The organism is Vagococcus sp. CY53-2 (assembly GCF_022604695.1).
GTDB lineage: Bacteria > Bacillota > Bacilli > Lactobacillales > Vagococcaceae > Vagococcus.
In genome coordinates this window covers 13,171-33,622 of sequence record NZ_JALAHP010000007.1, presented here as the reverse complement: position 1 = coordinate 33,622, position 20,452 = coordinate 13,171, and the positions used below count along the sequence as shown (strand labels likewise).

Sequence of the window (20,452 nt, the reverse complement as noted above, 5' to 3'; positions counted from 1 at the left end):
CTTATTTCAGAAATTTTTTAAAGTAGTTTTACATTAATTTGTGAATGAACATTCTAATAAAACCTATTAATTATCTATTGATTTTATATATGACGTACTATATACTAAATAATAGGTATTAATAAAAGTTAATTGGAGGTATTAGTGTGTTAAAACAAGTATATCAGTTTGATGAAGGCAATGCAGATATGAAAGACCTATTAGGTGGTAAGGGAGCAAACTTGGCTGAAATGACACGCTTAGGCTTACCAGTCCCACCAGGGTTTACTATTACGACTGAAGCATGTATGTCATTTTTAAATACAACAAAAGAATTATCAGATGAATTAAAAAAAGAAATAGATGAGCATTTGAGTTTGTTAGAAAAGAAAACCAATAAATCATTTGAAGGCGATAACGATTTATTACTTGTTTCTGTTCGCAGTGGAGCAAAATTCTCAATGCCGGGTATGATGGATACGATTTTAAACTTGGGGTTAAATGATGAAACAGTAGAACAACTTGCTTCATTAACAGAGGACGAAGCATTTGCCTACGATTGTTATCGACGTTTGTTACAAATGTTTGGAAACGTTGTCTTTGGGATTGATATGCAGTATTTTGAAAACTATTTAACATTTTACAAACAAAAACACGGGGTAAAATTAGATAGTGAGTTGACTGGTGATGATTTAAAGAGCATTGTAACTGAATTTAAACGTATTATTTTGGAAATTAAAAAGAAACCGTTTCCGCAATCTGCGAAAGAACAATTACATTTAGCGATTGAAGCAGTCTTTCATTCTTGGAACAATGAGAGAGCTCATATTTATCGCGAGTTAAACCATATTCCAGACGATATTGGAACAGCTGTTAATATTCAATTAATGGTCTTTGGAAATAGTGGAGATACCAGTGGAACAGGTGTTGCCTTTACAAGAAATCCAGCGACTGGTGAAAATAAATTATTTGGTGAGTACTTAATCAATGCACAAGGTGAAGATGTTGTAGCAGGTATTCGTACGCCAGAACAAATCGAAAAATTAAAAAATGATCTACCTAAAGTTTATGAGGAATTTGCTCGTCTAGCTCATTTGTTAGAACAACATTATCGTGACATGCAAGATATCGAGTTTACTGTGGAAAAAGGGAAATTGTATATTTTACAAACACGAAATGGAAAACGGACTGCACAAGCCAGTGTGAAAATTGCCGTTGATTTGGTCGAAGAAGGATTAATTCAAGAAGAAGATGCTTTACTGACATTAAATCCTGATATGATTAGTCATTTACTTCATCCAGAGTTTTCAAAAGTAGCCTTAGAAGAAGCAGTAAAGGTATCTGACGTTGGGTTACCAGCTAGTCCTGGATCGGCTGTTGGGAAAGTTTGTTTTGATGCAGCAACAGCAAAAGAATGGGCAGCACAAGGTGAGAAGGTCATTCTAATGCGTCAAGAAACGTCTCCTGAGGATATCGAAGGAATGGTAGCAAGTGAGGCCATTGTCACAAGTCGTGGTGGTATGACATCTCACGCAGCAGTTGTTGCTCGTGGAATGGGAACATGTTGTGTCGCTGGATGTAGCGAGTTAGAAATTGATGACTTTTTAAAACGTGTGGTGTATCCGGGAGGTCAATTAAACGAAGGTGACGTGATTTCAGTCGATGGCTCTAATGGTGTTATCTACCTTGGAGAATTAGAAGTGGAAGTAACAGGGACCTCTCATTATTTTGATACGATTATGGCTTGGGCGAAAAAACATGCTCGTCTTGATGTAAGAATGAATGCTGAAACAGTCAGTGATATCAAAACAGGACTGTACTTTGGTGCAGATGGTATCGGATTAATTCGTACAGAACATATGTTTTTCGGTGCAGAACGTTTGATTCAAATGAGACGTTTCATTTTATCAAATAGCTATATTGAACGCGAAAAAGCATTAAAAGTTATTTTAGATTATCAAATGGAAGATTTTAAAGAAATCTTTTCAACGTTAAATGAGTTGCCAGGTGTGATTCGTTTACTAGACCCACCATTGCACGAGTTTATGCCAACGAAAGAAGAAGATATTGTTCTTTTAGCTCAAGAGATGAATGTGAGTAAAAATGAAATTGAACGTCGTTTGAAAGAATTACATGAAGTGAACCCAATGCTTGGACACCGTGGCTGTCGTTTAGGTATGACGTATCCCGAACTTTACATTATGCAAAGTGAAGCGATTATTCGAAGTGCCATTGCGATGAAACGTGAAACTGGTTTAGACGTAACACCTGAAATTATGATACCATTAGTAGGAACAACAAAAGAGTTAAGTGAACTAAAAGAAAAAATTGAATTGTATCTAGATGCTTTGATGGAAGAAGAAGATATCAATGTCTTTTACCGTATAGGGACAATGATTGAACTACCTAGAGCCTGTTTAATTGCTGATCAACTTGCTACAACTGCGGATTTCTTTAGTTTTGGAACAAATGACTTAACGCAAATGACGTTTGGTTTTTCAAGAGATGATGCAGCAAAATATATTAACGAATATGTTTCAAAAGGCGTGTTACCAGTTGATCCATTCCAAACAATTGATAAAGGTGGGGTGGGAGAATTAATTAAGACAGCCGTTGAAAAAGGTCGTTCAACAACACCAAATATAAAAATTGGTGTTTGTGGGGAATTAGGTGGTGACCCAACGTCAATCGAATTCTTTGATGACATTAACTTAGATTATGTGTCATGTTCACCATACAGAATTCCGATTGCTTATATTGCAGCAGCTCAAAGTACCATCCGCCGTGCGTCTAATAACGAATAAAAGAGGTGTCTTTGTGGAACTAAGTGAGCGACAAAAAAAGATTATCGAGATTGTCAAAACGAATGAGCCGATTAGTGGAGATAAAATCGCAGAACAATTAGGATTAACTAAACCAACATTAAGAAGTGATTTAGCTGTGTTAACGATGACAGGAATTCTTGATGCCAGACCAAAAGTAGGCTATATCTATTCAGGATTACCATTTGATCCATTATTACAAGAACATTTATTTGATGTCCAAGTGGATGAGGTCATGTCAAATCCTGTCATTATCTATCCTCATACAACAATTAAAGATGCTACCACATCCCTATTTATGTATGATTGTGGGTCACTTTATGTCATTGATGAAGAATCAAAGGACTTAATCGGTTTGGTATCACGAAAAGATTTATTACGAAGCTTGTTAAATAATCAAGATTTAGATTTAGCGATTGCGATTATTATGACTCGTATGCCTAATCTCGTGGTTACTTACCCAGATATGACCATTTTAGAGGCAGGTAGTTTATTGAGCGCCCATGAAATTGATTCACTACCCGTATTAAGCCGAGAAACCAATCAAGTCGTTGGTAAATTATCAAAAACAAAAGTGGTACAGCACTTTATTAAGTTAGGGAGAGAACTAAAACATGAACAACTTTAGAGAGAGTAAATTTAAGCAATTACAACTATTTGTTATATCAGATTCAATTGGAGAAACAGCCCAACGCATTATAAATGCCGTATTAGCACAGTTTCCAAAACTTGAAAACTATGATATTAAAAAATTTCCCTTTGTGGATTCAAAAGAAGTATTAATGCAAATATTAGCTGATGCTTTAAATGAAAAAGCGATTGTGGTGACAACACTAGTTGATAGTGAATTAAATAAAGTTTGTGCCGATTTTGCTAAAAGTACGGGTCTTGAATATGTTGATTACATGACAGAATTAATGACAAAAGTATCACATAGAACACATATGGAACCAAGTCATGAAAGTGGCTCACTTTATTTAATGGATCAGGAGTATTTTAAACGAATTGAAGCGATTGAATTTGCTGTGAGATATGATGATGGGAAAGATCCAAAAGGGTTTAGAAAAGCAGATTTAGTGATTTTAGGGATTTCACGTACATCTAAAACACCACTAAGCATGTATTTAGCTAATCGTTCGGTCAAAGTCGCAAACTTACCATTGATACCAGAAGTCCCAATTCCAAAAGAATTATTCCAATTGAACAAGGTGCCAGTCATAGGCTTAACAGCTAGTCCAGAGTATATTATGCGTGTGAGACAATCACGTTTAGATTCACTTGGACTAAATGGTAGCTCATCTTATGTGGCACTTGATAGAATCAAAGAAGAGTTAAATTTTGCACACGAATTGTACGAATCATTAGGTGCCATAATCATAAATGTTGAAAATCGATCAATTGAAGAATCTGCTCAGTTAATCGAAGAAGCATATAAAAGTCAATAAAAAGAAGCGATACGTGTCAATGCGTATCGCTTTTTCTATATAAAAGATTCAATTTCTTTGTTAACTATTAGGGGACGAGTTCTTAAAATCGAGTGGCCGGTTTTATTTAATACGATTAACTTCGCTTGTTTTAAGGAATCAATAAAAGGGCTGACCTTTTTTAGATCAATGATGTCCCGATCACCAAAAATAAATAAAATGGGCATCTTTAACTTCTCACGATAATTTGAGGTGAGAGGTAGGTTTTTCATGGCTAGACGTAATACCCTAGACTCTTTTTTTAATCTTAGTAAGTATTCACTAACGACTCGCAGTGATTTATAGAGCAGTTGCTTGCTTTTTTTTAGTTGGTCAAAACGAATATTAGGGGAAATTAATACCATTTTTGATACACGTTCTGGGTAATAATTGGCAAATGAGAGGGCAATGTTTGCACCATCGCTAAATCCTACCATAATGGTTTGTTCAATTTGCTCATTTTCCAAGATAGATAGTATATCATCAAAAATGGCTTGAAAATCAAGTTGTTCACTTTGATTTGTTGAGTGGCCATGATCTCTTGTATCCATCAAAACAAGTAGATGGTTTTTTTGAAAGACGTCGATTTGTTTTTGAAAAGCTTGATGTGAGCCGCTATTTCCATGAATGAAGAACATGGGTGTCCCTTGTCCTAATACTTTGTAAAAAATATGACTTCCATCAGTTGATGAGACGATTTTTTCCATAAGATTTCCCCCCAGTAATGACTTAGAATTTTAGTTCATATATTTTTGATGGTCGGCCAACACCAGTTGCACGTTCTCCAATTTCAGTAAAGTAAGGTAACATTGCTTTTTTAAAGTTTGAATGATCAATATCTTTAAAGTTGACACCTAAAAATTTAGCATAGACTTTTCTTGCCTCACTAATTGTAAAATCTTTTCCTAAAACACGCAAAACTTGAGGCTCGTGATACATTTTATTGCACACACGGTTAAAGGCTTTAATAATAATTTTGGCATGGTCAAAGGCTAGTGAATTCTCTCCAATTGATTCACCAGTATCTAAATTAACACAGATGTTTGCATCAAGATGATTGGTAAGGTATAACAAATTTCCCTCACGTGTTAAATCGAACCAAGATGCTTTTGCCGCTTCATCTCCTGCAACAAGAGGTTCTTCTCCAATAAAAGCTAAATAACTGACTGTAATCACCCATCCACGTGGATCGCGTCCAGGAGTACTAAAGGTGTGAAGTTGTTCTACGTGTTCACGGGTAATCGTGACGTTGGTTTCTTCTTTTGTTTCTCTAATGCAACTGTCTGCCGTTGCTTCTCCAGGAATAACAAATCCTCCAGGAAGAGCCCATGAGTTTTTGAAAGGGTGAGTACTACGTTTTATAAGCAGTACTTTTAAGGCATCTTGTTCTTTATTGTAACAAAATATGACATTATCAACTGTGACAGATGGCATATCTTGTGTCGGGAAATGCTGCTGTTTATACCAATGTAAATATTCTTTTTCACTAACTTGTGTTTCATAGTAGTGCTGTTCTGTTGTTTTTTTGTCGAAAGTCGACATAATCTAATTACCTCTCTTTATATACTTACTAATCTGTTTCTATTTTATCAGATTCAAATCAATTTGAAAGCTATTTACATTGAAATAGGTAAAAAATACATTAAAAAAGTGAGCAGATTACTTTTCTTTTTATAGGGTAGGGGGTATATTAGTTGTGTAAGACGCAAATATCTAGGAGGAATATATGTTTTTATTTAAGAAAGTGCCAAGTATTTCAGCACAAGAATTACAAGAAAAGTTGAAAAAACCGATTGAATTAATAGATGTGAGAAGTCCAGAAGAATTTGCTCAAGGGCATATACCTAAAGCAAAAAATGTTCCATTGGATACGCTTCAACAATATAAACCAAAAGGAAAAACGGTTTATGTGGTTTGTGCATCAGGTCCTAGAAGTAAACGTGCCACACAATACCTAGTTAGTCAAAAATATGATGCCTACAATATTGAAGGTGGCATGATGATGTGGAATGGAACATTGAAAGGGGGATATAAGTAATATGAGAACAATTATTGTCGGTGGCGTTGCAGGAGGAATGTCCGCAGCAACAAGATTAAGACGTTTAGATGAAGAGATGGACATTGTGATTATTGAAAAAGGACCTTATGTATCATTTGCTAATTGTGGATTGCCATACTATGTTTCTGGTGAAATTAGCAATCGTAAGGATTTATTAGTTCAAACTCCTGAAACATTAAAAGCTAGATTTAATTTGGATGTCAAAGTTAAAACAGAAGTGATTTCAGTTGATGCAGATAAAAAAGAAGTGACACTGTTACATAATGGTCAAGAGGAAGTAATGAGCTATGATAAATTAGTTCTCTCACCAGGAGCTAAACCATTTATCCCACCATTAGACGGCATTAATGACGCAACAAACTTATTTACATTAAGAAATGTCCCTGACGTTGATCAAGTAATGACTTATTTAAACAATCATAAACCTACAAAGGCTGTGGTTATTGGAGCGGGATTTATCGGCTTAGAGATGGCAGAAAATTTAGTTCATCGTGGATTAGACGTGACCATTATTGAGATGGCACCACACGTTTTACCAACAGTTGATGCTGAAATGGCTTCGTTTATTACGAACGAGTTGCGTGATAAAGGGGTGAAAGTTCTAACTAGCCAAGGTGTTGTAGCAATGGAAAATAACGGACAAACGCTTGTATTAAATACTGGTGAAAAAATAGGCACTGATTTAGTCTTGATGTCAGTTGGCGTTCGCCCTGAAAATGGATTAGCTGAATCTGCTGGTATTGAGTTGGGTATGCGTGGGGGTATCTTAGTTAATGATTCTTATGAAACAAATGTTAAAGATATTTATGCAGTAGGTGATGCGATTATCGTTAAAAATCAAATTAATGATGAAGACGCCATGATTGCACTAGCTTCACCTGCCAATCGTCAAGGTCGTCAAGTGGCAGATGTGATTGCTGGTATGCCACGTAAAAATAGAGGCAGTATTGGAACAGCCATTGTTCGAGTATTTGAGCAAACAATAGCGTCAACTGGTTTAACAGAAAAACAAGTAAAAGATTTAGGTTATGAGTATCATGTGGTTCATGTTGATGGAAAAAACCACGCAGGATATTACCCTGGTGCTAGTATGATTTTCTTAAAGTTGATATTTAATCCAACAACAGGTAAAATTTATGGTGCACAGGCTGTTGGAAAAGATGGAGCCGATAAACGTATTGACGTTTTAGCAACAGCTATTAAAGGTGGTTTGACTGTTGAAGATTTACCAGAATTAGAATTAACTTACGCGCCACCATTTGGTTCGGCAAAAGATATTGTGAATATGGTTGGGTATGCCGCATTAAACATTATTGAACATTTAGCCGAAAATATTCAATTAACTGAATTAGAACAAGTGAAAGCATCAGGAGCAATGTTAGTCGATGTCAGAACACCAGAAGAGTTTGCGCAAGGAACGATTGATGGGTTTATTAATATTCCGCTTAATGATATTCGTCAACGTGCAAACGAATTACCAAAAGACAAAGAAATTATTTTAAGCTGTCAAAGTGGACAAAGAAGTTACATCGCACAACGTATGCTTGCACAAATGGGTTATGACGTGAAAAACTTAGATGGATCATATCTGCTGTATAAGGCGATTAATGGAATTTCATAAATAATAAGGAGTGGTCACAATGGAAGACACAAAAAGAAAAGTTAGTAATCGTTTGAAACGTTCGGAAGGACAAATTAGGGGAGTTCTTAAAATGTTAGATGAGGACAAGAGTTGTCGTGACATTGTGGTTCAGCTATCGGCTATCCGCTCAAGTATCGATCGTGCTATTGGTGTAGTTGTAGCAGAAAATTTAATTGATTGCATAGAGGAAGAATCAATCACTCAAGAAGACCGTGATGAAAAAATCAAAGAAGCCATTGATTTAGTGATAAAAAAATAAAAGTTTGAACCAGCTATTTGTCTTGACGGATAGTTGGTTTTTTACTACTTGTTGGATACCTGATAACGTTAGCTGAGAGTTGATGTGGTACATAAAATAAGTTGGATGCCAATGTATACAGTCAGCAATGATATTGCCTTAGTGAAAGATAAAAAACAACCCTATTTTATTACTATCATGACAAGTGGATATGATAATTCATATAGCGAGCAATCCGTTTCAGATTTAGCTGAAATTATTGATAATTATATGTTGCAATTAGATTTATCGAAATAATAGAAAACACATTAAGGTGAGTGGTGTCTTGATGTGTTTTTTTATGTTTATTTAATAAAAATGACTCTTTTTTGACAGTTTTATGTATAATAGCACTAAGGATAGACGATACTATATTTTTAAGGAGATAGTGATGGGAAAAGTAAGAATTAATAACATGCTAGTTTATACTTATAACGGTGTGATGGGAGAAGAAAAAGTACTAGGACAAAAACTAGAATTAGATATAGAATTGACATTACCATTAGAAAAAGCAGGTAAAACAGATGATTTACATCAAACAATTAGTTATGCTGATGTGTACACGGATGTAAAAACAGCTTTGGAATCTAAATCATTTGATTTGATTGAAGCTGTTACTTATTATGTGCTAGATATATTAGGTGAAAAATATGGTGATATGCTTGAACATGCTCTAGTTAGAACGAGAAAATATCATGTCCCAATTGCCGGTTTTTTTGATAATGTCGAAATAGAAATGGAAAGAGATTATTAATATGGAAACCTATTTGGCACTTGGAAGTAATATGGGGGATTCACGTCATTATCTAAAACAAGCAGTGGAACAGTTGAATCAACATAGTGAGATTAGTGTTTTAAGTAAGTCAGATATATATGAAACAGATCCGTATGGTGATGTGCCACAGGATGATTATTTAAATGCTGTCATAAAAATTGAGACAACATTGTCTCCGAATGAGTTATTAAAAACGGTGAATGACATCGAAGCCAATTTAGATAGAGAACGTTTGGTGAGATGGGGACCAAGAACGATAGATATTGACATTGTGTTAATGGGAGAGTTAGAAATTGAAACACCTGATTTAATCATTCCACATAAAGAAATCACGAAACGCTCTTTTGTGTTGATTCCTTTAAAAGATGTTTACACTAAAGAAATGCTTAAAGGAAAATCACTTGATGAATGGATAGAGTTATCAGGAAATGCTGGTGAGGTCAGACAGACAAATGAAAGTTGGGATTAGGATGGAACAAGACAAACAATGGCAGATTGAAGAAGCAGTGAAGACGATTTTGACAGCGATTGGAGAAGACGTTGATCGCGATGGATTGAAAGAAACACCAAAACGTGTAGCAAAAATGTATGCAGAAGTCTTTTCTTCCGTACGAGAAAAGGAATTTACTAATTACAAAGTCTTTCCAAGTTTGAATGAAGATGACATGGTCTTGGTTAAAGATATTGAGTTTTATTCAATGTGTGAGCACCATTTACTTCCCTTTTTTGGAAAAGCACACGTTGCCTATATTCCAAGTGATCATAAAGTATTGGGTCTAAGTAAAGTGGCTCGAATGGTTGAATTTTGTGCGAAACGACCAAATGTTCAAGAAGATTTAACAATCCAAATTGCCAATTTAATCAATGAAAAAGTTAGAACAAAAGGCGTTGCCGTATCGATTGAAGCAGAACACATGTGTATGGCAATGCGTGGCGTAAAAGCTCGCGGTAGTGTGACGAAAACATTCCATTATCAAGGTGTTTTTAAAGAAGATAAGGATGTTAAAGACGATTTTTTACGAGCGTTAGATTAGTCATGCAGTTAATTTTAGCTAGTAATAATAAAAATAAAATACGCGAATTACAACTGGCATTTCCAAGTGAAACGATAGAATCCTATACAACATATAGTGAACCAATCGATATCGTGGAAAACGGTAAAACCTATGTAGAAAATGCGTTGATTAAAGCTAAGGAAATTGCGATGATTATTCAAAAACCGGTCATAGGAGATGATGGGGGATTAGAATTGTGTGCGTTTCCTGATAAGTTGGGGATTCATACAGCACGTTTTTTTGAAAAGGGATTAACAGACAGGCAAATGAATGAGCAATTATTGAATTTATTAGAATACGAGAGTGACAGACGATTTAAATTGCACGCTTGTTTAGTTTTATATAACCTTGAAGATAAACCAATCATTGTCGAAAAAGTATTAACAGGACGGGTATCAGAGACCATCTGTGAAGGTGGCGGATATGGGTTTGATTCGATTTTAATTCCAACTGGATATACTCAGACTCTTTCGTTACTCAATATGGAGCAACGTGATGAACTTAGCCCAAGAAATCAGGCGTTTAATGAATTAATACGGAGGCGTTAACATGTTTAAAGATAAACCAATTATGGGCATATTAAATGTGACACCAGATTCTTTTTCAGATGGTGGTGACTATACAGATGCTGAAATAGCCGTGGAACATGCAAAAGAGATGATTGCTGAGGGTGTTGATATTATCGACATTGGTGGACAATCGACTCGACCAGGTTATATGGAGATTGGTTTTGATGAAGAGATGAAACGTGTGATACCTGTCATTCAGGCTATTCGCACGTTTAGCGACGTTCCAATCTCAATTGATACCTATTTCCCAGAAGTAGCAAAAGCAGCAATCGAAGCTGGAGCAAATATTGTCAATGATATTAAAGGGATGGATATGGATGGTATGGCAGAAGTAGTGGTGTCCTATAATGTACCAGTCATTATCATGCATTCACGCCCTAGACAAGAAGGGGTATCCATTTTTGATGACTTAGCTCAGTTTTATCAAGAAAAAATGGAACAATGCCAATCATATAATATTCCAAAAGAAAACATTTGTTTTGATCCAGGGATTGGATTTCATAAATCAATGGAAGATAATGAACTCATTTTATCTTACCCAGAAAAATGTCGTTATGAGGATTATCCATTACTTTACGGGGTATCCAGAAAACGGACAATCGCCCATTTAATTAATGAAGATAAACCAAAAGAACGAGATTTTGGAACAGTAGCAGCTTCTCTTTTCTCATTGGAAAAAGGAGTAGAGGTGGTTAGAGTCCATAATGTCAAAGGAATGAGTGATGCGTTAACGGTTTGGAATAAATTAAAACGATAAACAAAAAAGACAAATCTATGATAATGATAGATTTGTCTTTTATTTAGTGGTTGAAATATCATAATAAGAAAGTGTTTGCTTCATGTTATCAATTAAATATTTTTGGATATATTTTGGTGAAATTACTTTAACATGGGCACCTTGTTCTAATAACCACATTTTAACACCATAACCATTATTAGCAGGTATTTCAATACGGTGACTCCCATCTTTATTGACTTGTTTTATGACAGAATGGGGGAATCTATCTAGAACATAAGCAGGCTCGTAATAAAAGTCGATAATTAACGTAATTGGATCACCAAAAAAAGGAAGGGCGGTTTGATTTCTTAAAATACCTCCTTGAAAACGATTTGCGTATTCAACTGGTTTATGCTCATTTAGAACGTTTATTTGTTTCATATTATTAATACGAAATTTATTTAATGCTTCAAAATCAGTATCATCTTTTGCGGTATGTTTAGCAGAAACCATGAAAAAATAAAGATCAGAAAAGTAAATATCCATAGGTACTCGTGTGAAAATTTTTGTTTCACCATTTTTAGTATAAGAAAATTTGACTTTTTGTTGATTTAACATGGCTTTTAATAATAAGGTTAGGGATGGATAAATAGTTGATTCTGGAACGCCTTCATAATAAAATCGTTCATTAGCCAATAATTTATCCATGGTGTGCTTATTTTCAACGTTATTAAATAATTTATAGTAGATCGTTTTTAAGTCATTTTCGTGAAACCCCCTGCTAGCAAATAATACTTTAAAAACCATAAACAGTTCTTGATCCGTCATATAAGATCTCTCTTTAAAAGCAGTTAGTTGATAGAAGCCACGTTTTTTACGATCTAATTCTCCAATTTGTCTAAAAGGTGACAATTTCGATGCTGGTAAACTAGTATTTATTGTATGTAATAACTCATCTATGATGGCCATATCTCGTTGAATAGTGCTCCCATTTTTTTGAAATTCTGCCATCAAATCAGCTTTAGATAGCCTATTTCCTTGTAGGAGTCGAATAAAAATTATTAAGATTCTTTCCTGACTAGACATATAACTCTTCACCTCACCAGTTAATTTTTCTTATATATTTTTTTAACGGAGCTAGGTTGATTAAATATGTAATGAGTAAACATGAAATGACTTTATCACCAACTAAATCAATAAAAGTACTAAAGTACACAGATGAAAAATAAGTAAAACCTGAGTGATTAAACATGATAAAAAATAAATCACTAACAGATTTTTGCATTCCTTTAAATCCACCATACAAAAGAATTCGAATAGGCGTGCTAAAAAGAGCACCCACAATAGCAATAATAATTCCAGCTAGGATAGCTTTTTTATAAGAATGAATAAATGATTTGAAACAGTGTGAAACGATTGCAATGGATAGACTAACTAACATAAAAGGTAAGGCCAGTGGTCCATGGATGACAGATAATAAACAGTGAGTACTAACAGCGGTGAGTAGACCATATTTTAATTTGAAATGTGTTGAAATAAAAATTGTTCCAATGGAATCTAGAAATAAAAAAGGAACCCCTGAAAAGGTGATAATAGAACCTAGTACCGTATTTGCAGCAATAGCTATTGTTAAGTAAGCTATTTGTTTTGTTGAACGTTGTGTGCTAATCATTTTCAATTCTCCTTTATTATGTCATTATATTATATAACATAATAATAAACATATAATGAACTATATATTTATTTATCATATATTGTTGGCGTTGTAAATACTAAACAGTTGTTTAAAACTCATAAAACATCATTTTTTATAAAAAAAGATAGTATAATGTGTCTATATCTAATATTTATCTTCTTTTTTTAGAATTGTTTTAGAAAATTATTTGACTTAATGTGTTAAATAACTTAATATACTATTAATATTTATTAGAATTTTTCTTATGTTTGTTTTTTTATAAATAAAAAAACAATAAAATAACTATTTTGATAAAAAATGGATAAAAAAACCGTATATTATTAAATATAAAAAATAAAAAAGTTTGATAAAAAACGACTGGAGGTATTTGGATGATATCATTTGCGAATGATTATCTTGAGGGAGCTCATGAAAAAGTATTACAACGTTTAATAGAAACAAATATGGAACAGGAATACGGTTATGGCTCTGACTCCTTCACAAAACAAGCAATTGAAAATATAAAAGAAGTGATAGAGTGTCAAGATGCCTCCGTTCATTTTTTAGTTGGTGGAACACAGACAAACCAAATAGTGATTGATGCATTGTTGAATAAGTTTGAGGGTGTTATAGCACCTGAGACTGGTCATATTAATGTAAGAGAAGCTGGTGCCATTGAATATAGTGGTCATAAGGTATTGACGTTACCATCAGTAAATGGAAAGATATCTGCTCATTCTGTTAAAGAGTATCTAGAAGTCTTTAATGCAGATGAGACTAAAGAACATATGGTTTTACCTGGTATGGTCTATATTTCTTTTCCAACAGAATATGGGACTCTTTATACATATGAAGAGTTAGAAGATTTATCAAGAGTTTGTCATGACAACCAGTTGCCATTATTCATTGATGGGGCACGACTAGGATATGGTTTGGTTAGTGAAGAATCAGAGGTAACAATTCAAGATATCGCTCGATTTTCGGATGTGTTTTATATCGGTGGAACAAAAATTGGTGCGTTATGTGGTGAAGCAGTTGTGTTTACTAAAAATAATGAACCAAAACACTTTATTTCTACTGTAAAACAACATGGTGCACTGCTTGCAAAAGGACGATTATTAGGGGTTCAGTTTTTGGAACTATTTACAAATAATTTATATTTTGATATTAGTCAACATGCTGTTGCTATGTCTTTAAAAATAAAGCAAGCTTTTTTAGACAGAGGTTACGAGTTATTTTTTGATTCTCCTACGAATCAACAATTTATTATTATGACAAATGATCAAGTAGACAAATTAAAACAGCATGTGTCTTTTGCAATATGGGAAAAATATGATAATGATCGTATGGTTGTTAGATTTGCAACAAGTTGGGGCACATTAGAAAAAAATATAGATGAGTTAATAAGTTACTTATAAATAAAAATTGTGAGGTGATCAAAATCACCTCACAATTTTTATTTAACTGAAACTCCGTATATACAGCCTCTGTAAAAAAATACTTACTATTTATAAAATATGATATATTTATATTAAGTAGCTAAAGGAAATTATAATCTATGAAATAATCGATGAGAAAAACTAATCAAATTATTCATGAAGTGAAAAAGTTGTTATAGGAAAAATATGATTGATAGGTAGATTGGTGTATTTTAAGAGCATAGAAGCTTGTATTAAACGTTGTTGTTGGATATAGTCATACAGAGATAGCCCTGTTTCTTTTTTAAATAACCGATGAAAACGATAACTTGAGTACCCAATGTAGTCAGAAATTATAGTAAGTGTTAAGTCTTCATTTAAGTGTTGTTGAATATAGGAAATCGCTCGTTTGATGTAGTGGGAGTAATGCATTAAGATGACCTCCTTTTCTAGTAAAAGTGTATCATGGGTAAATGAAAAAATTTTGATCAATCTTGCTAAAAGTGTGATGGGAGTGAAGTATATGGAAAAATCACAAAATAGCCTTTGAATATTTGAAGTGAAAAGTTGTTTATGCTACACATCATAAGGATAATAGTAGCTCAGGGAAAGTTACGCAAAAAATTGGGATGAAACCATGGGGAAAAGATTATTATTTTCACTTTAAAGAAGAACCTTTAGTGGAGAGTGTCAAATACGGGATGACGTATGAAGAATATATTAACATGAGTCATCCTAAAAAATAGTTTGACAAAAAAGCATTTACTAATGAGTAAATGCTACTATCTACTGTTTAACTTTACATGTAGTTGTTCTATTTAAAACATACATAATAATAAACCATATGATACCAATGATTTGGATCATACCACCAATTTTAAAAACCATTTGACTGTATGACGTATTATTAAATAATGTCATAATGATTAGTGAAGTAGCAATTAATATTTTTGATGGTAAACTTTTTTTACAATGACATCCCATTAAAAAATCTCCTTAAATTTATATACTACAAAGGGTATCATATTTTAAGGTATAATAACAATTATATTGATTAATTAGCTTAAAGATAAAGGAAGAATAGTATGACCAAAAAGAAGATTACAATAAAAGATGTAGCAAAACAATCAGGAGTATCCATCACGACAGTGTCTCAAATTTTAAATGGAAAGTATCGTCAATTTCATCCTGATACGGTGAAAAAAGTTTTTAAAGCAAGAGATGATCTGGGGTATGCGCCAGATTATTTTGCTAGACGAATGGTGATGAAAAAAAGCCAGACAATTGGAATTATTGTACCAGATATCACCAATCCTTTTTTCGCTACTTTAGTAAAAGGAATAGAAGAGGTGTTATTTAAATCTGATTTTATGACTATTCTATGTAATGTCGATACAGATGATGAGAAGGGCATTAAAGCATTGGAAGCGTTAAACAACCGAGGAGTAGATGGTCTGATTGTCGCAAGTTCTGGGGTATCTATGGGTGAACTAGTTAAACAAGAAGCTTTAAAAAATATCCCAGTTATTGAGCTAGATAGGCAATCAACGAGTCAGATAAAAGATTCTATAAAGACAGATGATTATTTAGGTGGGAAATTGGTAGCTAATCTTTTAAATGATTTGGAGCACCGTATTGTTGCTGTACTATTTCCAGAATCATCTAGCCAAAATATTTTAAAACGATTAGAAGGATTTTCAGCTAATTTTTTGGGCGATGTTATTTATTTTGCGACGGATTTAACAAAATCAAGTGGAAAAAAACGAGTATCAGATATTTTACTTACGGAGGCAACGGCTATTTTTGCGGCAAATGATGAAATAGCCTTTGGTGTCTATGCGGGATTAAGTGATTGTGGCAAAAAAATACCAGATGATTATAGCGTAGTAGGTTATGATGATATAGAAATGAGTTCGTATATTTCTCCGTCATTGACAACAGTGTCACAGCCTATTTTTGAACTTGGTCAAAAGACAGCTAATACATTAATTCAACGTATAGAGCATCCTGAAATGGATGAGACTGAAATAGTTTTACCCGTTCAGTTAATTCAAAGATTATCGGTAGCACACACTTGAAAACTATTTCAAAGTGTGCTATATTTTTTTCGAAGACAAAATTAAAACGTTTTACTAAAACGTTTTAATAAGAAAAAATAGGAGGAACTTATAATGAATCATGTTACTGTTATTGGAAGTATTAATCTAGATACAACGTTAAGAGTTAAAGAAATGCCTAAACCTGGTGAAACCATTCATGCGATTGAACATTTTACTGCAGGTGGTGGTAAAGGAGCCAATCAAGGAGTAGCTAGTAAACGATCTGGAGCTAACACTAGTTTTATTGGTGCCATTGGTAATGATGCAGCAGGCAAAGTCATGTTTGAATTGCTTGAAGGTGAAGAAATAAATGTATCAGGTATTAAAACAATTGATAATGAATCAACAGGTCAAGCATTTATAACGGTTGACGAATCTGGCGAAAATAGTATTATGATTTATGCAGGTGCAAATAATCATGTTACTGAAAATTTAGTGGAAGATTACAAACAAGTAATTGAGACAAGCGATTTTTTAATTGCACAGTTTGAAAGTGCTATCAGTGGGACATTCAGAGCTTTTCAACTGGCAAAAGAAGCAGGAGTTAAAACGATTTTAAATCCAGCACCAGCAGTCAAAAATATTTCTGACGAACTTCTTAAGTTAATAGATATCATTATTCCAAATGAAACAGAAACAGAATTAATTACTGGAATCTCTTTAGATGATGACCAATCAATTGAATTAGCTGCAAAAAAATTACAAGAACTAGGTGTTGAGTTAGTAATTATCACGTTAGGAAGTCGTGGTGCCTACTATAATTTTGGCGATCAATCAGGTTTTGTGTCAGCTTATAAGGTAAAAGCAGTTGATACAACAGCAGCAGGGGATACTTTTATAGGAGCTTTTGCTAGTCGATTAGAAAAAGATTTTTCTAATATTGAAGAAGCCATTGATTATGGAAATAAAGCATCATCCCTAACCGTGCAACGCTATGGAGCACAGCCATCAATACCTTTTGAAAATGAAATAAAGGAGATAAAATAATGAAAAAGTCAGCGGTTATTAATAGTGATATATCAAGAGTTATTTCGAAAATGGGTCATTTCGATTTATTAAGTATTGGAGATGCTGGTATGCCAGTCCCATTTGGAACAGAAAAAATTGATTTAGCTGTTACAAATGGTATCCCTAGTTTTCTTGACGTTTTGGATAATGTATTAGAAGAATTAGAAGTTCAAAAGATTTATTTGGCAGAGGAGATAAAAGAGGCTAATCCAAGTATTTTAAAACGTATTGAAGAACGTTTTACTGACACGCCGATTGAATTTATCCCACATAGTAACATGAAACAAAAATTGAACGAGACACATGCGTTTATTCGAACTGGTGAAATGACACCTTATGCGAATATCTTACTTGAAAGTGGCGTAACATTTTAATTAGAAATTTTACCAGGAGGATTTTGTAAATATGACAGCTTTACTAATAGGGTTAGGACCATTACTAGGTTGGGGATTATACCCAACTATTGCATCAAAAATTGGTGGCAAACCAGTTAATCAAATTGTTGGATCAACGCTTGGAACATTAATTTTTGCCATCATTTTATTTTTTGCTAATGATTTAACATTGCCAACTGGCATCGATTTAACATTAGGTATCATATCAGGGATTGGTTGGGCAAGTGCACAAATTTTAACATTTAAATCATTTGAATTAGTTGGTTCATCAAGAGCGATGCCTATCACAACAGCATTTCAATTAATTGTTGCTTCTTTATGGGGAGTGGTTCATTTAGGAAACTGGCCAACAATAACGGATAAATTGATAGGTGCTTTAGCTCTTGTATTAATTATCATTGGTGCAAGGTTTACAGTGTGGTCTGAAAAAAAAGACAGTGCTAATTCTAGTAACATTAAGAAAGCTGTGATTATTTTAGCAGTTGGTGAAATTGGTTATTGGTTATACTCAGCAGCACCGCAAGAAACAAGCATTACAGGAATGAATGCATTTTTACCACAAGCCATTGGAATGGTGATTGTGGCGGTTGTTTATAGTTTGGTTATCGCTATAAAAGAAAAAGAAAATGCATTGACTCAAGTAGTATCTTATAAACAAATTATTTCAGGATTTTTCTTTGCTTTTGCAGCTTTAACATATTTAATATCAGCTCAGCCTAATATGAATGGATTAGCAACAGGATTCATATTATCCCAAACATCTGTTGTATTAGCGACTTTAACAGGTATTTGGTTCTTAGGACAAAAGAAAACACCAAAAGAAATGAAAATAACAATTGTTGGGCTTATCCTCATTTTATTAGCTGCAACATTAACAGTTATTGTATAATTAGTTTTAAGGCCTTCTTCGTGAAGGTCTTTTTTCATGTTTATCAGTTAATATTAATTATGACTTTGGAATGATACTCTTTCTATTAATGACCTTTATAATAAGTTTAGATAGATGATTAGGAGTGGAAATATGAGAGATAGTAAAAAGAAAACAGTTTTATTTATAGGATATATTGTTAGTTTAATTTGGATATTATTATTTAAGTTTTCGTTATCATTTGATGACTTGATTGTTCAATTCAATAATCAGCCACGAAGTATTAACTTGATTCCTTTTAAAGAACCAGTCATAGTTAACCAAAGAACAGATTTATCAGAAATCATTAACAATGTCATTATTTTCATGCCGTTTGGTGGACTGTTAGGAATTAATAATAAAAAAGATTCTTTTTTTAAAAAATAATGATTATTCTTTTATTTTCACTTGTAATAGAAGTGTTGCAATTTATTTTTGGTTTAGGAGCGACAGATATGACTGGCGTGATAACTAATACATTAGGAGGAATTGCTGGTTTTTTAATATATCAGTTATTAAAATTAGGATTTAAAGAAAATACATTAGGTAGAGTACTTTTTTTATTGGTATAGTCATTTTTATAGTATGTTTAGCAGGTCTTACTTTTTTGTTAGTTATTAATTAACTTTTTTATATAATAAAATGATATAATTAAATTAATGGGGGAATATTATGAATAGTAGTCATTTAGAAGTAATTAATTTAGTTCTTAAATTTGTCACATTTTTTAAACAATCAAAAAATATAATAGATATGGATGAAAAATGGAATTTATGGGAAAATGAATATAATTTTGCGGCTAGTCCTCCTACACATGAAGCACATCTTAGAGCTAAAAATGATTATAATCCCCTAAGCTTTAAAATTATTTACTTTGTTGTTTTTTTTTGAAAACAATCCCTTTGTCACTTTTGGTAGTTCAGGAACAATCTGTCTATGTTTACCAGTTGAGGGATATAATGATAAAAATGTTCAAATACTTCAACTTTATCACGAATTAACTCATATTCTACATTTAAAACCATTAAAGAAAGAGTTATCTTATGAAAGAAGTTTTTCCTTTTTGATATTACAAGAAGGGTTAGCTTTACAAATGAGCAAACAAATGGTTCCAGGATTTAAAGATGAAACATACATATCTAATCAAAAAGGTTGATATGAAGATGCACAAAATAAACACAATGTTATATTAACTGGTATAAAAAAGATCTTGTGGATAATCGTTTTGAGATTTTGTATAAATACACTATGGGATTAGGAAATACTGGAATTGAATGTGAGGCTTACTATTTAGGTTGAATTACCGTAGGAAAAGCCTTATAAGATGGTTATACATTTATTGATTTAATGACGTTACAAGAAGATGAAGTTAATGAATTAATCTCTTTATAAAGAAATTATTTATTGAAAGTCCAATAATGAACTATAAACATAAATGACGTTATAACTAGTAGAATAATATTTCACTTTAAAAAGCGATATTGTATTATTTGTTTGAAAAAATTAAGGTATAATGATATTTTTCTGAATAAAAACGACTGAATTGTATAATTTATGACATGTATAAATTCTTTTTGCTAAAATAAATTTT

The 20,452-nt window shown here is 33.1% G+C and carries 26 protein-coding genes; 20 read left to right on the top strand and 6 right to left on the bottom strand.

The window, feature by feature from the left end:
• Positions 1–146: 146 nt before the first annotated feature.
• The 3 genes from ppdK to MN581_RS08915 are packed head-to-tail and all read left to right on the top strand — an operon-like array spanning position 147 to position 4,246.
• Positions 147–2,783, top strand: coding sequence for a pyruvate, phosphate dikinase (ppdK, locus tag MN581_RS08925; protein ID WP_117974029.1), 2,637 nt, complete (start codon positions 147–149; stop codon positions 2,781–2,783).
• Between the two features lie 13 nt (positions 2,784–2,796).
• Positions 2,797–3,429: a helix-turn-helix transcriptional regulator gene (locus MN581_RS08920; RefSeq protein WP_079345118.1), complete on the top strand. Its 633-nt coding sequence runs from the start codon at positions 2,797–2,799 to the stop codon at positions 3,427–3,429.
• Positions 3,416–4,246, top strand: coding sequence for a pyruvate, water dikinase regulatory protein (locus tag MN581_RS08915; protein WP_117974031.1), 831 nt, complete (start codon positions 3,416–3,418; stop codon positions 4,244–4,246). Before MN581_RS08920 ends, MN581_RS08915 begins: the two co-directional genes overlap by 14 nt.
• Positions 4,247–4,281: 35 nt before the next feature.
• On the opposite strand, the gene MN581_RS08910 is transcribed toward MN581_RS08915, so the two are convergent.
• On the bottom strand, positions 4,282–4,971 hold the full coding sequence (locus MN581_RS08910; protein ID WP_117974034.1) for an alpha/beta hydrolase: 690 nt from the start codon (positions 4,969–4,971) through the stop codon (positions 4,282–4,284).
• A gap of 22 nt (positions 4,972–4,993) precedes the next feature.
• Complete coding sequence (locus tag MN581_RS08905; RefSeq protein ID WP_117974035.1) at positions 4,994–5,806, bottom strand: NUDIX domain-containing protein; 813 nt, start codon at positions 5,804–5,806, stop codon at positions 4,994–4,996.
• 184 nt (positions 5,807–5,990) lie between these two features.
• Here MN581_RS08905 and MN581_RS08900 point away from each other — a divergent pair, with 184 nt between their 5' ends.
• The 9 genes from MN581_RS08900 to folP all read left to right on the top strand — a co-directional run bounded on the left by MN581_RS08900 (position 5,991) and on the right by folP (position 11,398).
• On the top strand, positions 5,991–6,302 hold the full coding sequence (locus MN581_RS08900) for a rhodanese-like domain-containing protein (RefSeq protein ID WP_117974037.1): 312 nt from the start codon (positions 5,991–5,993) through the stop codon (positions 6,300–6,302).
• A 1-nt stretch (position 6,303) separates the two neighbouring features.
• Positions 6,304–7,944: an FAD-dependent oxidoreductase gene (locus MN581_RS08895; protein ID WP_241699624.1), complete on the top strand. Its 1,641-nt coding sequence runs from the start codon at positions 6,304–6,306 to the stop codon at positions 7,942–7,944.
• Positions 7,945–7,963: 19 nt separating this feature from the next.
• Positions 7,964–8,224, top strand: coding sequence for a metal-sensitive transcriptional regulator (locus MN581_RS08890; RefSeq protein WP_071456657.1), 261 nt, complete (start codon positions 7,964–7,966; stop codon positions 8,222–8,224).
• An 84-nt stretch (positions 8,225–8,308) separates the two neighbouring features.
• The gene (locus tag MN581_RS08885) at positions 8,309–8,500 is read left to right on the top strand and encodes a hypothetical protein (protein WP_147340788.1); all 192 of its coding nucleotides are present in this window, start codon (positions 8,309–8,311) and stop codon (positions 8,498–8,500) included.
• 133 nt (positions 8,501–8,633) lie between these two features.
• Complete coding sequence (gene folB, locus MN581_RS08880) at positions 8,634–8,996, top strand: dihydroneopterin aldolase (RefSeq protein WP_117974041.1); 363 nt, start codon at positions 8,634–8,636, stop codon at positions 8,994–8,996.
• A gap of 1 nt (position 8,997) precedes the next feature.
• A complete protein-coding gene (gene folK / locus MN581_RS08875) occupies positions 8,998–9,486 on the top strand; it encodes a 2-amino-4-hydroxy-6-hydroxymethyldihydropteridine diphosphokinase (RefSeq protein WP_117974043.1) in 489 nt (162 codons plus the stop codon).
• A 1-nt stretch (position 9,487) separates the two neighbouring features.
• Positions 9,488–10,051, top strand: coding sequence for a GTP cyclohydrolase I FolE (gene folE / locus MN581_RS08870; protein WP_117974091.1), 564 nt, complete (start codon positions 9,488–9,490; stop codon positions 10,049–10,051).
• Between the two features lie 2 nt (positions 10,052–10,053).
• Positions 10,054–10,620, top strand: coding sequence for a non-canonical purine NTP pyrophosphatase (locus MN581_RS08865; RefSeq protein ID WP_117974045.1), 567 nt, complete (start codon positions 10,054–10,056; stop codon positions 10,618–10,620).
• 1 nt (position 10,621) lies between these two features.
• A complete protein-coding gene (gene folP / locus MN581_RS08860; protein ID WP_233519214.1) occupies positions 10,622–11,398 on the top strand; it encodes a dihydropteroate synthase in 777 nt (258 codons plus the stop codon).
• 39 nt (positions 11,399–11,437) lie between these two features.
• Here the strand turns inward: folP and MN581_RS08855 are convergent, their stop codons facing one another.
• Both MN581_RS08855 and MN581_RS08850 read right to left on the bottom strand, forming a co-directional pair.
• The gene (locus tag MN581_RS08855; RefSeq protein ID WP_117974047.1) at positions 11,438–12,445 is read right to left on the bottom strand and encodes a WYL domain-containing protein; all 1,008 of its coding nucleotides are present in this window, start codon (positions 12,443–12,445) and stop codon (positions 11,438–11,440) included.
• Positions 12,446–12,458: 13 nt separating this feature from the next.
• A complete protein-coding gene (locus MN581_RS08850; protein ID WP_117974049.1) occupies positions 12,459–13,031 on the bottom strand; it encodes a hypothetical protein in 573 nt (190 codons plus the stop codon).
• Positions 13,032–13,426: 395 nt separating this feature from the next.
• On the opposite strand from MN581_RS08850, the gene MN581_RS08845 reads away from it, so the two are divergent.
• Complete coding sequence (locus MN581_RS08845; RefSeq protein ID WP_117974051.1) at positions 13,427–14,452, top strand: aminotransferase class I/II-fold pyridoxal phosphate-dependent enzyme; 1,026 nt, start codon at positions 13,427–13,429, stop codon at positions 14,450–14,452.
• A gap of 171 nt (positions 14,453–14,623) precedes the next feature.
• On the opposite strand, the gene MN581_RS08840 is transcribed toward MN581_RS08845, so the two are convergent.
• Both MN581_RS08840 and MN581_RS08835 read right to left on the bottom strand, forming a co-directional pair.
• The gene (locus tag MN581_RS08840) at positions 14,624–14,884 is read right to left on the bottom strand and encodes an AraC family transcriptional regulator (RefSeq protein WP_117974053.1); all 261 of its coding nucleotides are present in this window, start codon (positions 14,882–14,884) and stop codon (positions 14,624–14,626) included.
• A gap of 354 nt (positions 14,885–15,238) precedes the next feature.
• On the bottom strand, positions 15,239–15,436 hold the full coding sequence (locus tag MN581_RS08835; RefSeq protein ID WP_117974055.1) for a hypothetical protein: 198 nt from the start codon (positions 15,434–15,436) through the stop codon (positions 15,239–15,241).
• A gap of 101 nt (positions 15,437–15,537) precedes the next feature.
• Here MN581_RS08835 and MN581_RS08830 point away from each other — a divergent pair, with 101 nt between their 5' ends.
• From MN581_RS08830 to MN581_RS08805, 7 genes are all read left to right on the top strand, one after another.
• On the top strand, positions 15,538–16,530 hold the full coding sequence (locus MN581_RS08830; RefSeq protein ID WP_241699623.1) for a LacI family DNA-binding transcriptional regulator: 993 nt from the start codon (positions 15,538–15,540) through the stop codon (positions 16,528–16,530).
• Positions 16,531–16,623: 93 nt separating this feature from the next.
• Positions 16,624–17,538, top strand: a complete 915-nt coding sequence (gene rbsK, locus MN581_RS08825; protein WP_241699622.1) for a ribokinase — start codon at positions 16,624–16,626, stop codon at positions 17,536–17,538.
• On the top strand, positions 17,538–17,933 hold the full coding sequence (gene rbsD / locus MN581_RS08820) for a D-ribose pyranase (RefSeq protein ID WP_117974061.1): 396 nt from the start codon (positions 17,538–17,540) through the stop codon (positions 17,931–17,933). The genes rbsK and rbsD overlap by 1 nt, the downstream gene beginning before the upstream one ends.
• Before the next feature lie 31 nt (positions 17,934–17,964).
• Positions 17,965–18,843 carry a GRP family sugar transporter gene (locus MN581_RS08815; RefSeq protein ID WP_241699621.1) on the top strand — a complete coding sequence of 293 codons (879 nt, stop codon included), beginning with the start codon at positions 17,965–17,967 and terminating at the stop codon, positions 18,841–18,843.
• Positions 18,844–18,975: 132 nt separating this feature from the next.
• Positions 18,976–19,248, top strand: coding sequence for a VanZ family protein (locus MN581_RS10130; protein WP_277756570.1), 273 nt, complete (start codon positions 18,976–18,978; stop codon positions 19,246–19,248).
• Complete coding sequence (locus MN581_RS10125) at positions 19,248–19,433, top strand: VanZ family protein (protein ID WP_277756569.1); 186 nt, start codon at positions 19,248–19,250, stop codon at positions 19,431–19,433. Before MN581_RS10130 ends, MN581_RS10125 begins: the two co-directional genes overlap by 1 nt.
• Positions 19,434–19,533: 100 nt before the next feature.
• Positions 19,534–19,752 (top strand): hypothetical protein, encoded by a 219-nt coding sequence (locus MN581_RS08805; protein ID WP_241699620.1) that lies wholly within the window; start codon positions 19,534–19,536, stop codon positions 19,750–19,752.
• The last annotated feature ends 700 nt before the right edge of the window (positions 19,753–20,452 follow it).

Coding starts and splice junctions, on each gene's coding strand:
- MN581_RS08915 (WP_117974031.1), top strand. CDS start 3,416: ATGAACAACTTTAGAGAGAGTAAATTTAAGCAATTACAACTATTTGTT.
- MN581_RS08910 (WP_117974034.1), bottom strand. CDS start 4,971: ATGGAAAAAATCGTCTCATCAACTGATGGAAGTCATATTTTTTACAAA.
- MN581_RS08905 (WP_117974035.1), bottom strand. CDS start 5,806: ATGTCGACTTTCGACAAAAAAACAACAGAACAGCACTACTATGAAACA.
- MN581_RS08900 (WP_117974037.1), top strand. CDS start 5,991: ATGTTTTTATTTAAGAAAGTGCCAAGTATTTCAGCACAAGAATTACAA.
- MN581_RS08895 (WP_241699624.1), top strand. CDS start 6,304: ATGAGAACAATTATTGTCGGTGGCGTTGCAGGAGGAATGTCCGCAGCA.
- MN581_RS08890 (WP_071456657.1), top strand. CDS start 7,964: ATGGAAGACACAAAAAGAAAAGTTAGTAATCGTTTGAAACGTTCGGAA.
- folB (WP_117974041.1), top strand. CDS start 8,634: ATGGGAAAAGTAAGAATTAATAACATGCTAGTTTATACTTATAACGGT.
- folK (WP_117974043.1), top strand. CDS start 8,998: ATGGAAACCTATTTGGCACTTGGAAGTAATATGGGGGATTCACGTCAT.
- folE (WP_117974091.1), top strand. CDS start 9,488: ATGGAACAAGACAAACAATGGCAGATTGAAGAAGCAGTGAAGACGATT.
- MN581_RS08865 (WP_117974045.1), top strand. CDS start 10,054: ATGCAGTTAATTTTAGCTAGTAATAATAAAAATAAAATACGCGAATTA.
- folP (WP_233519214.1), top strand. CDS start 10,622: ATGTTTAAAGATAAACCAATTATGGGCATATTAAATGTGACACCAGAT.
- MN581_RS08855 (WP_117974047.1), bottom strand. CDS start 12,445: ATGTCTAGTCAGGAAAGAATCTTAATAATTTTTATTCGACTCCTACAA.
- MN581_RS08850 (WP_117974049.1), bottom strand. CDS start 13,031: ATGATTAGCACACAACGTTCAACAAAACAAATAGCTTACTTAACAATA.
- MN581_RS08845 (WP_117974051.1), top strand. CDS start 13,427: ATGATATCATTTGCGAATGATTATCTTGAGGGAGCTCATGAAAAAGTA.
- MN581_RS08840 (WP_117974053.1), bottom strand. CDS start 14,884: ATGCATTACTCCCACTACATCAAACGAGCGATTTCCTATATTCAACAA.
- MN581_RS08835 (WP_117974055.1), bottom strand. CDS start 15,436: ATGGGATGTCATTGTAAAAAAAGTTTACCATCAAAAATATTAATTGCT.
- MN581_RS08830 (WP_241699623.1), top strand. CDS start 15,538: ATGACCAAAAAGAAGATTACAATAAAAGATGTAGCAAAACAATCAGGA.
- rbsK (WP_241699622.1), top strand. CDS start 16,624: ATGAATCATGTTACTGTTATTGGAAGTATTAATCTAGATACAACGTTA.
- rbsD (WP_117974061.1), top strand. CDS start 17,538: ATGAAAAAGTCAGCGGTTATTAATAGTGATATATCAAGAGTTATTTCG.
- MN581_RS08815 (WP_241699621.1), top strand. CDS start 17,965: ATGACAGCTTTACTAATAGGGTTAGGACCATTACTAGGTTGGGGATTA.
- MN581_RS10130 (WP_277756570.1), top strand. CDS start 18,976: ATGAGAGATAGTAAAAAGAAAACAGTTTTATTTATAGGATATATTGTT.
- MN581_RS10125 (WP_277756569.1), top strand. CDS start 19,248: ATGATTATTCTTTTATTTTCACTTGTAATAGAAGTGTTGCAATTTATT.
- MN581_RS08805 (WP_241699620.1), top strand. CDS start 19,534: ATGAATAGTAGTCATTTAGAAGTAATTAATTTAGTTCTTAAATTTGTC.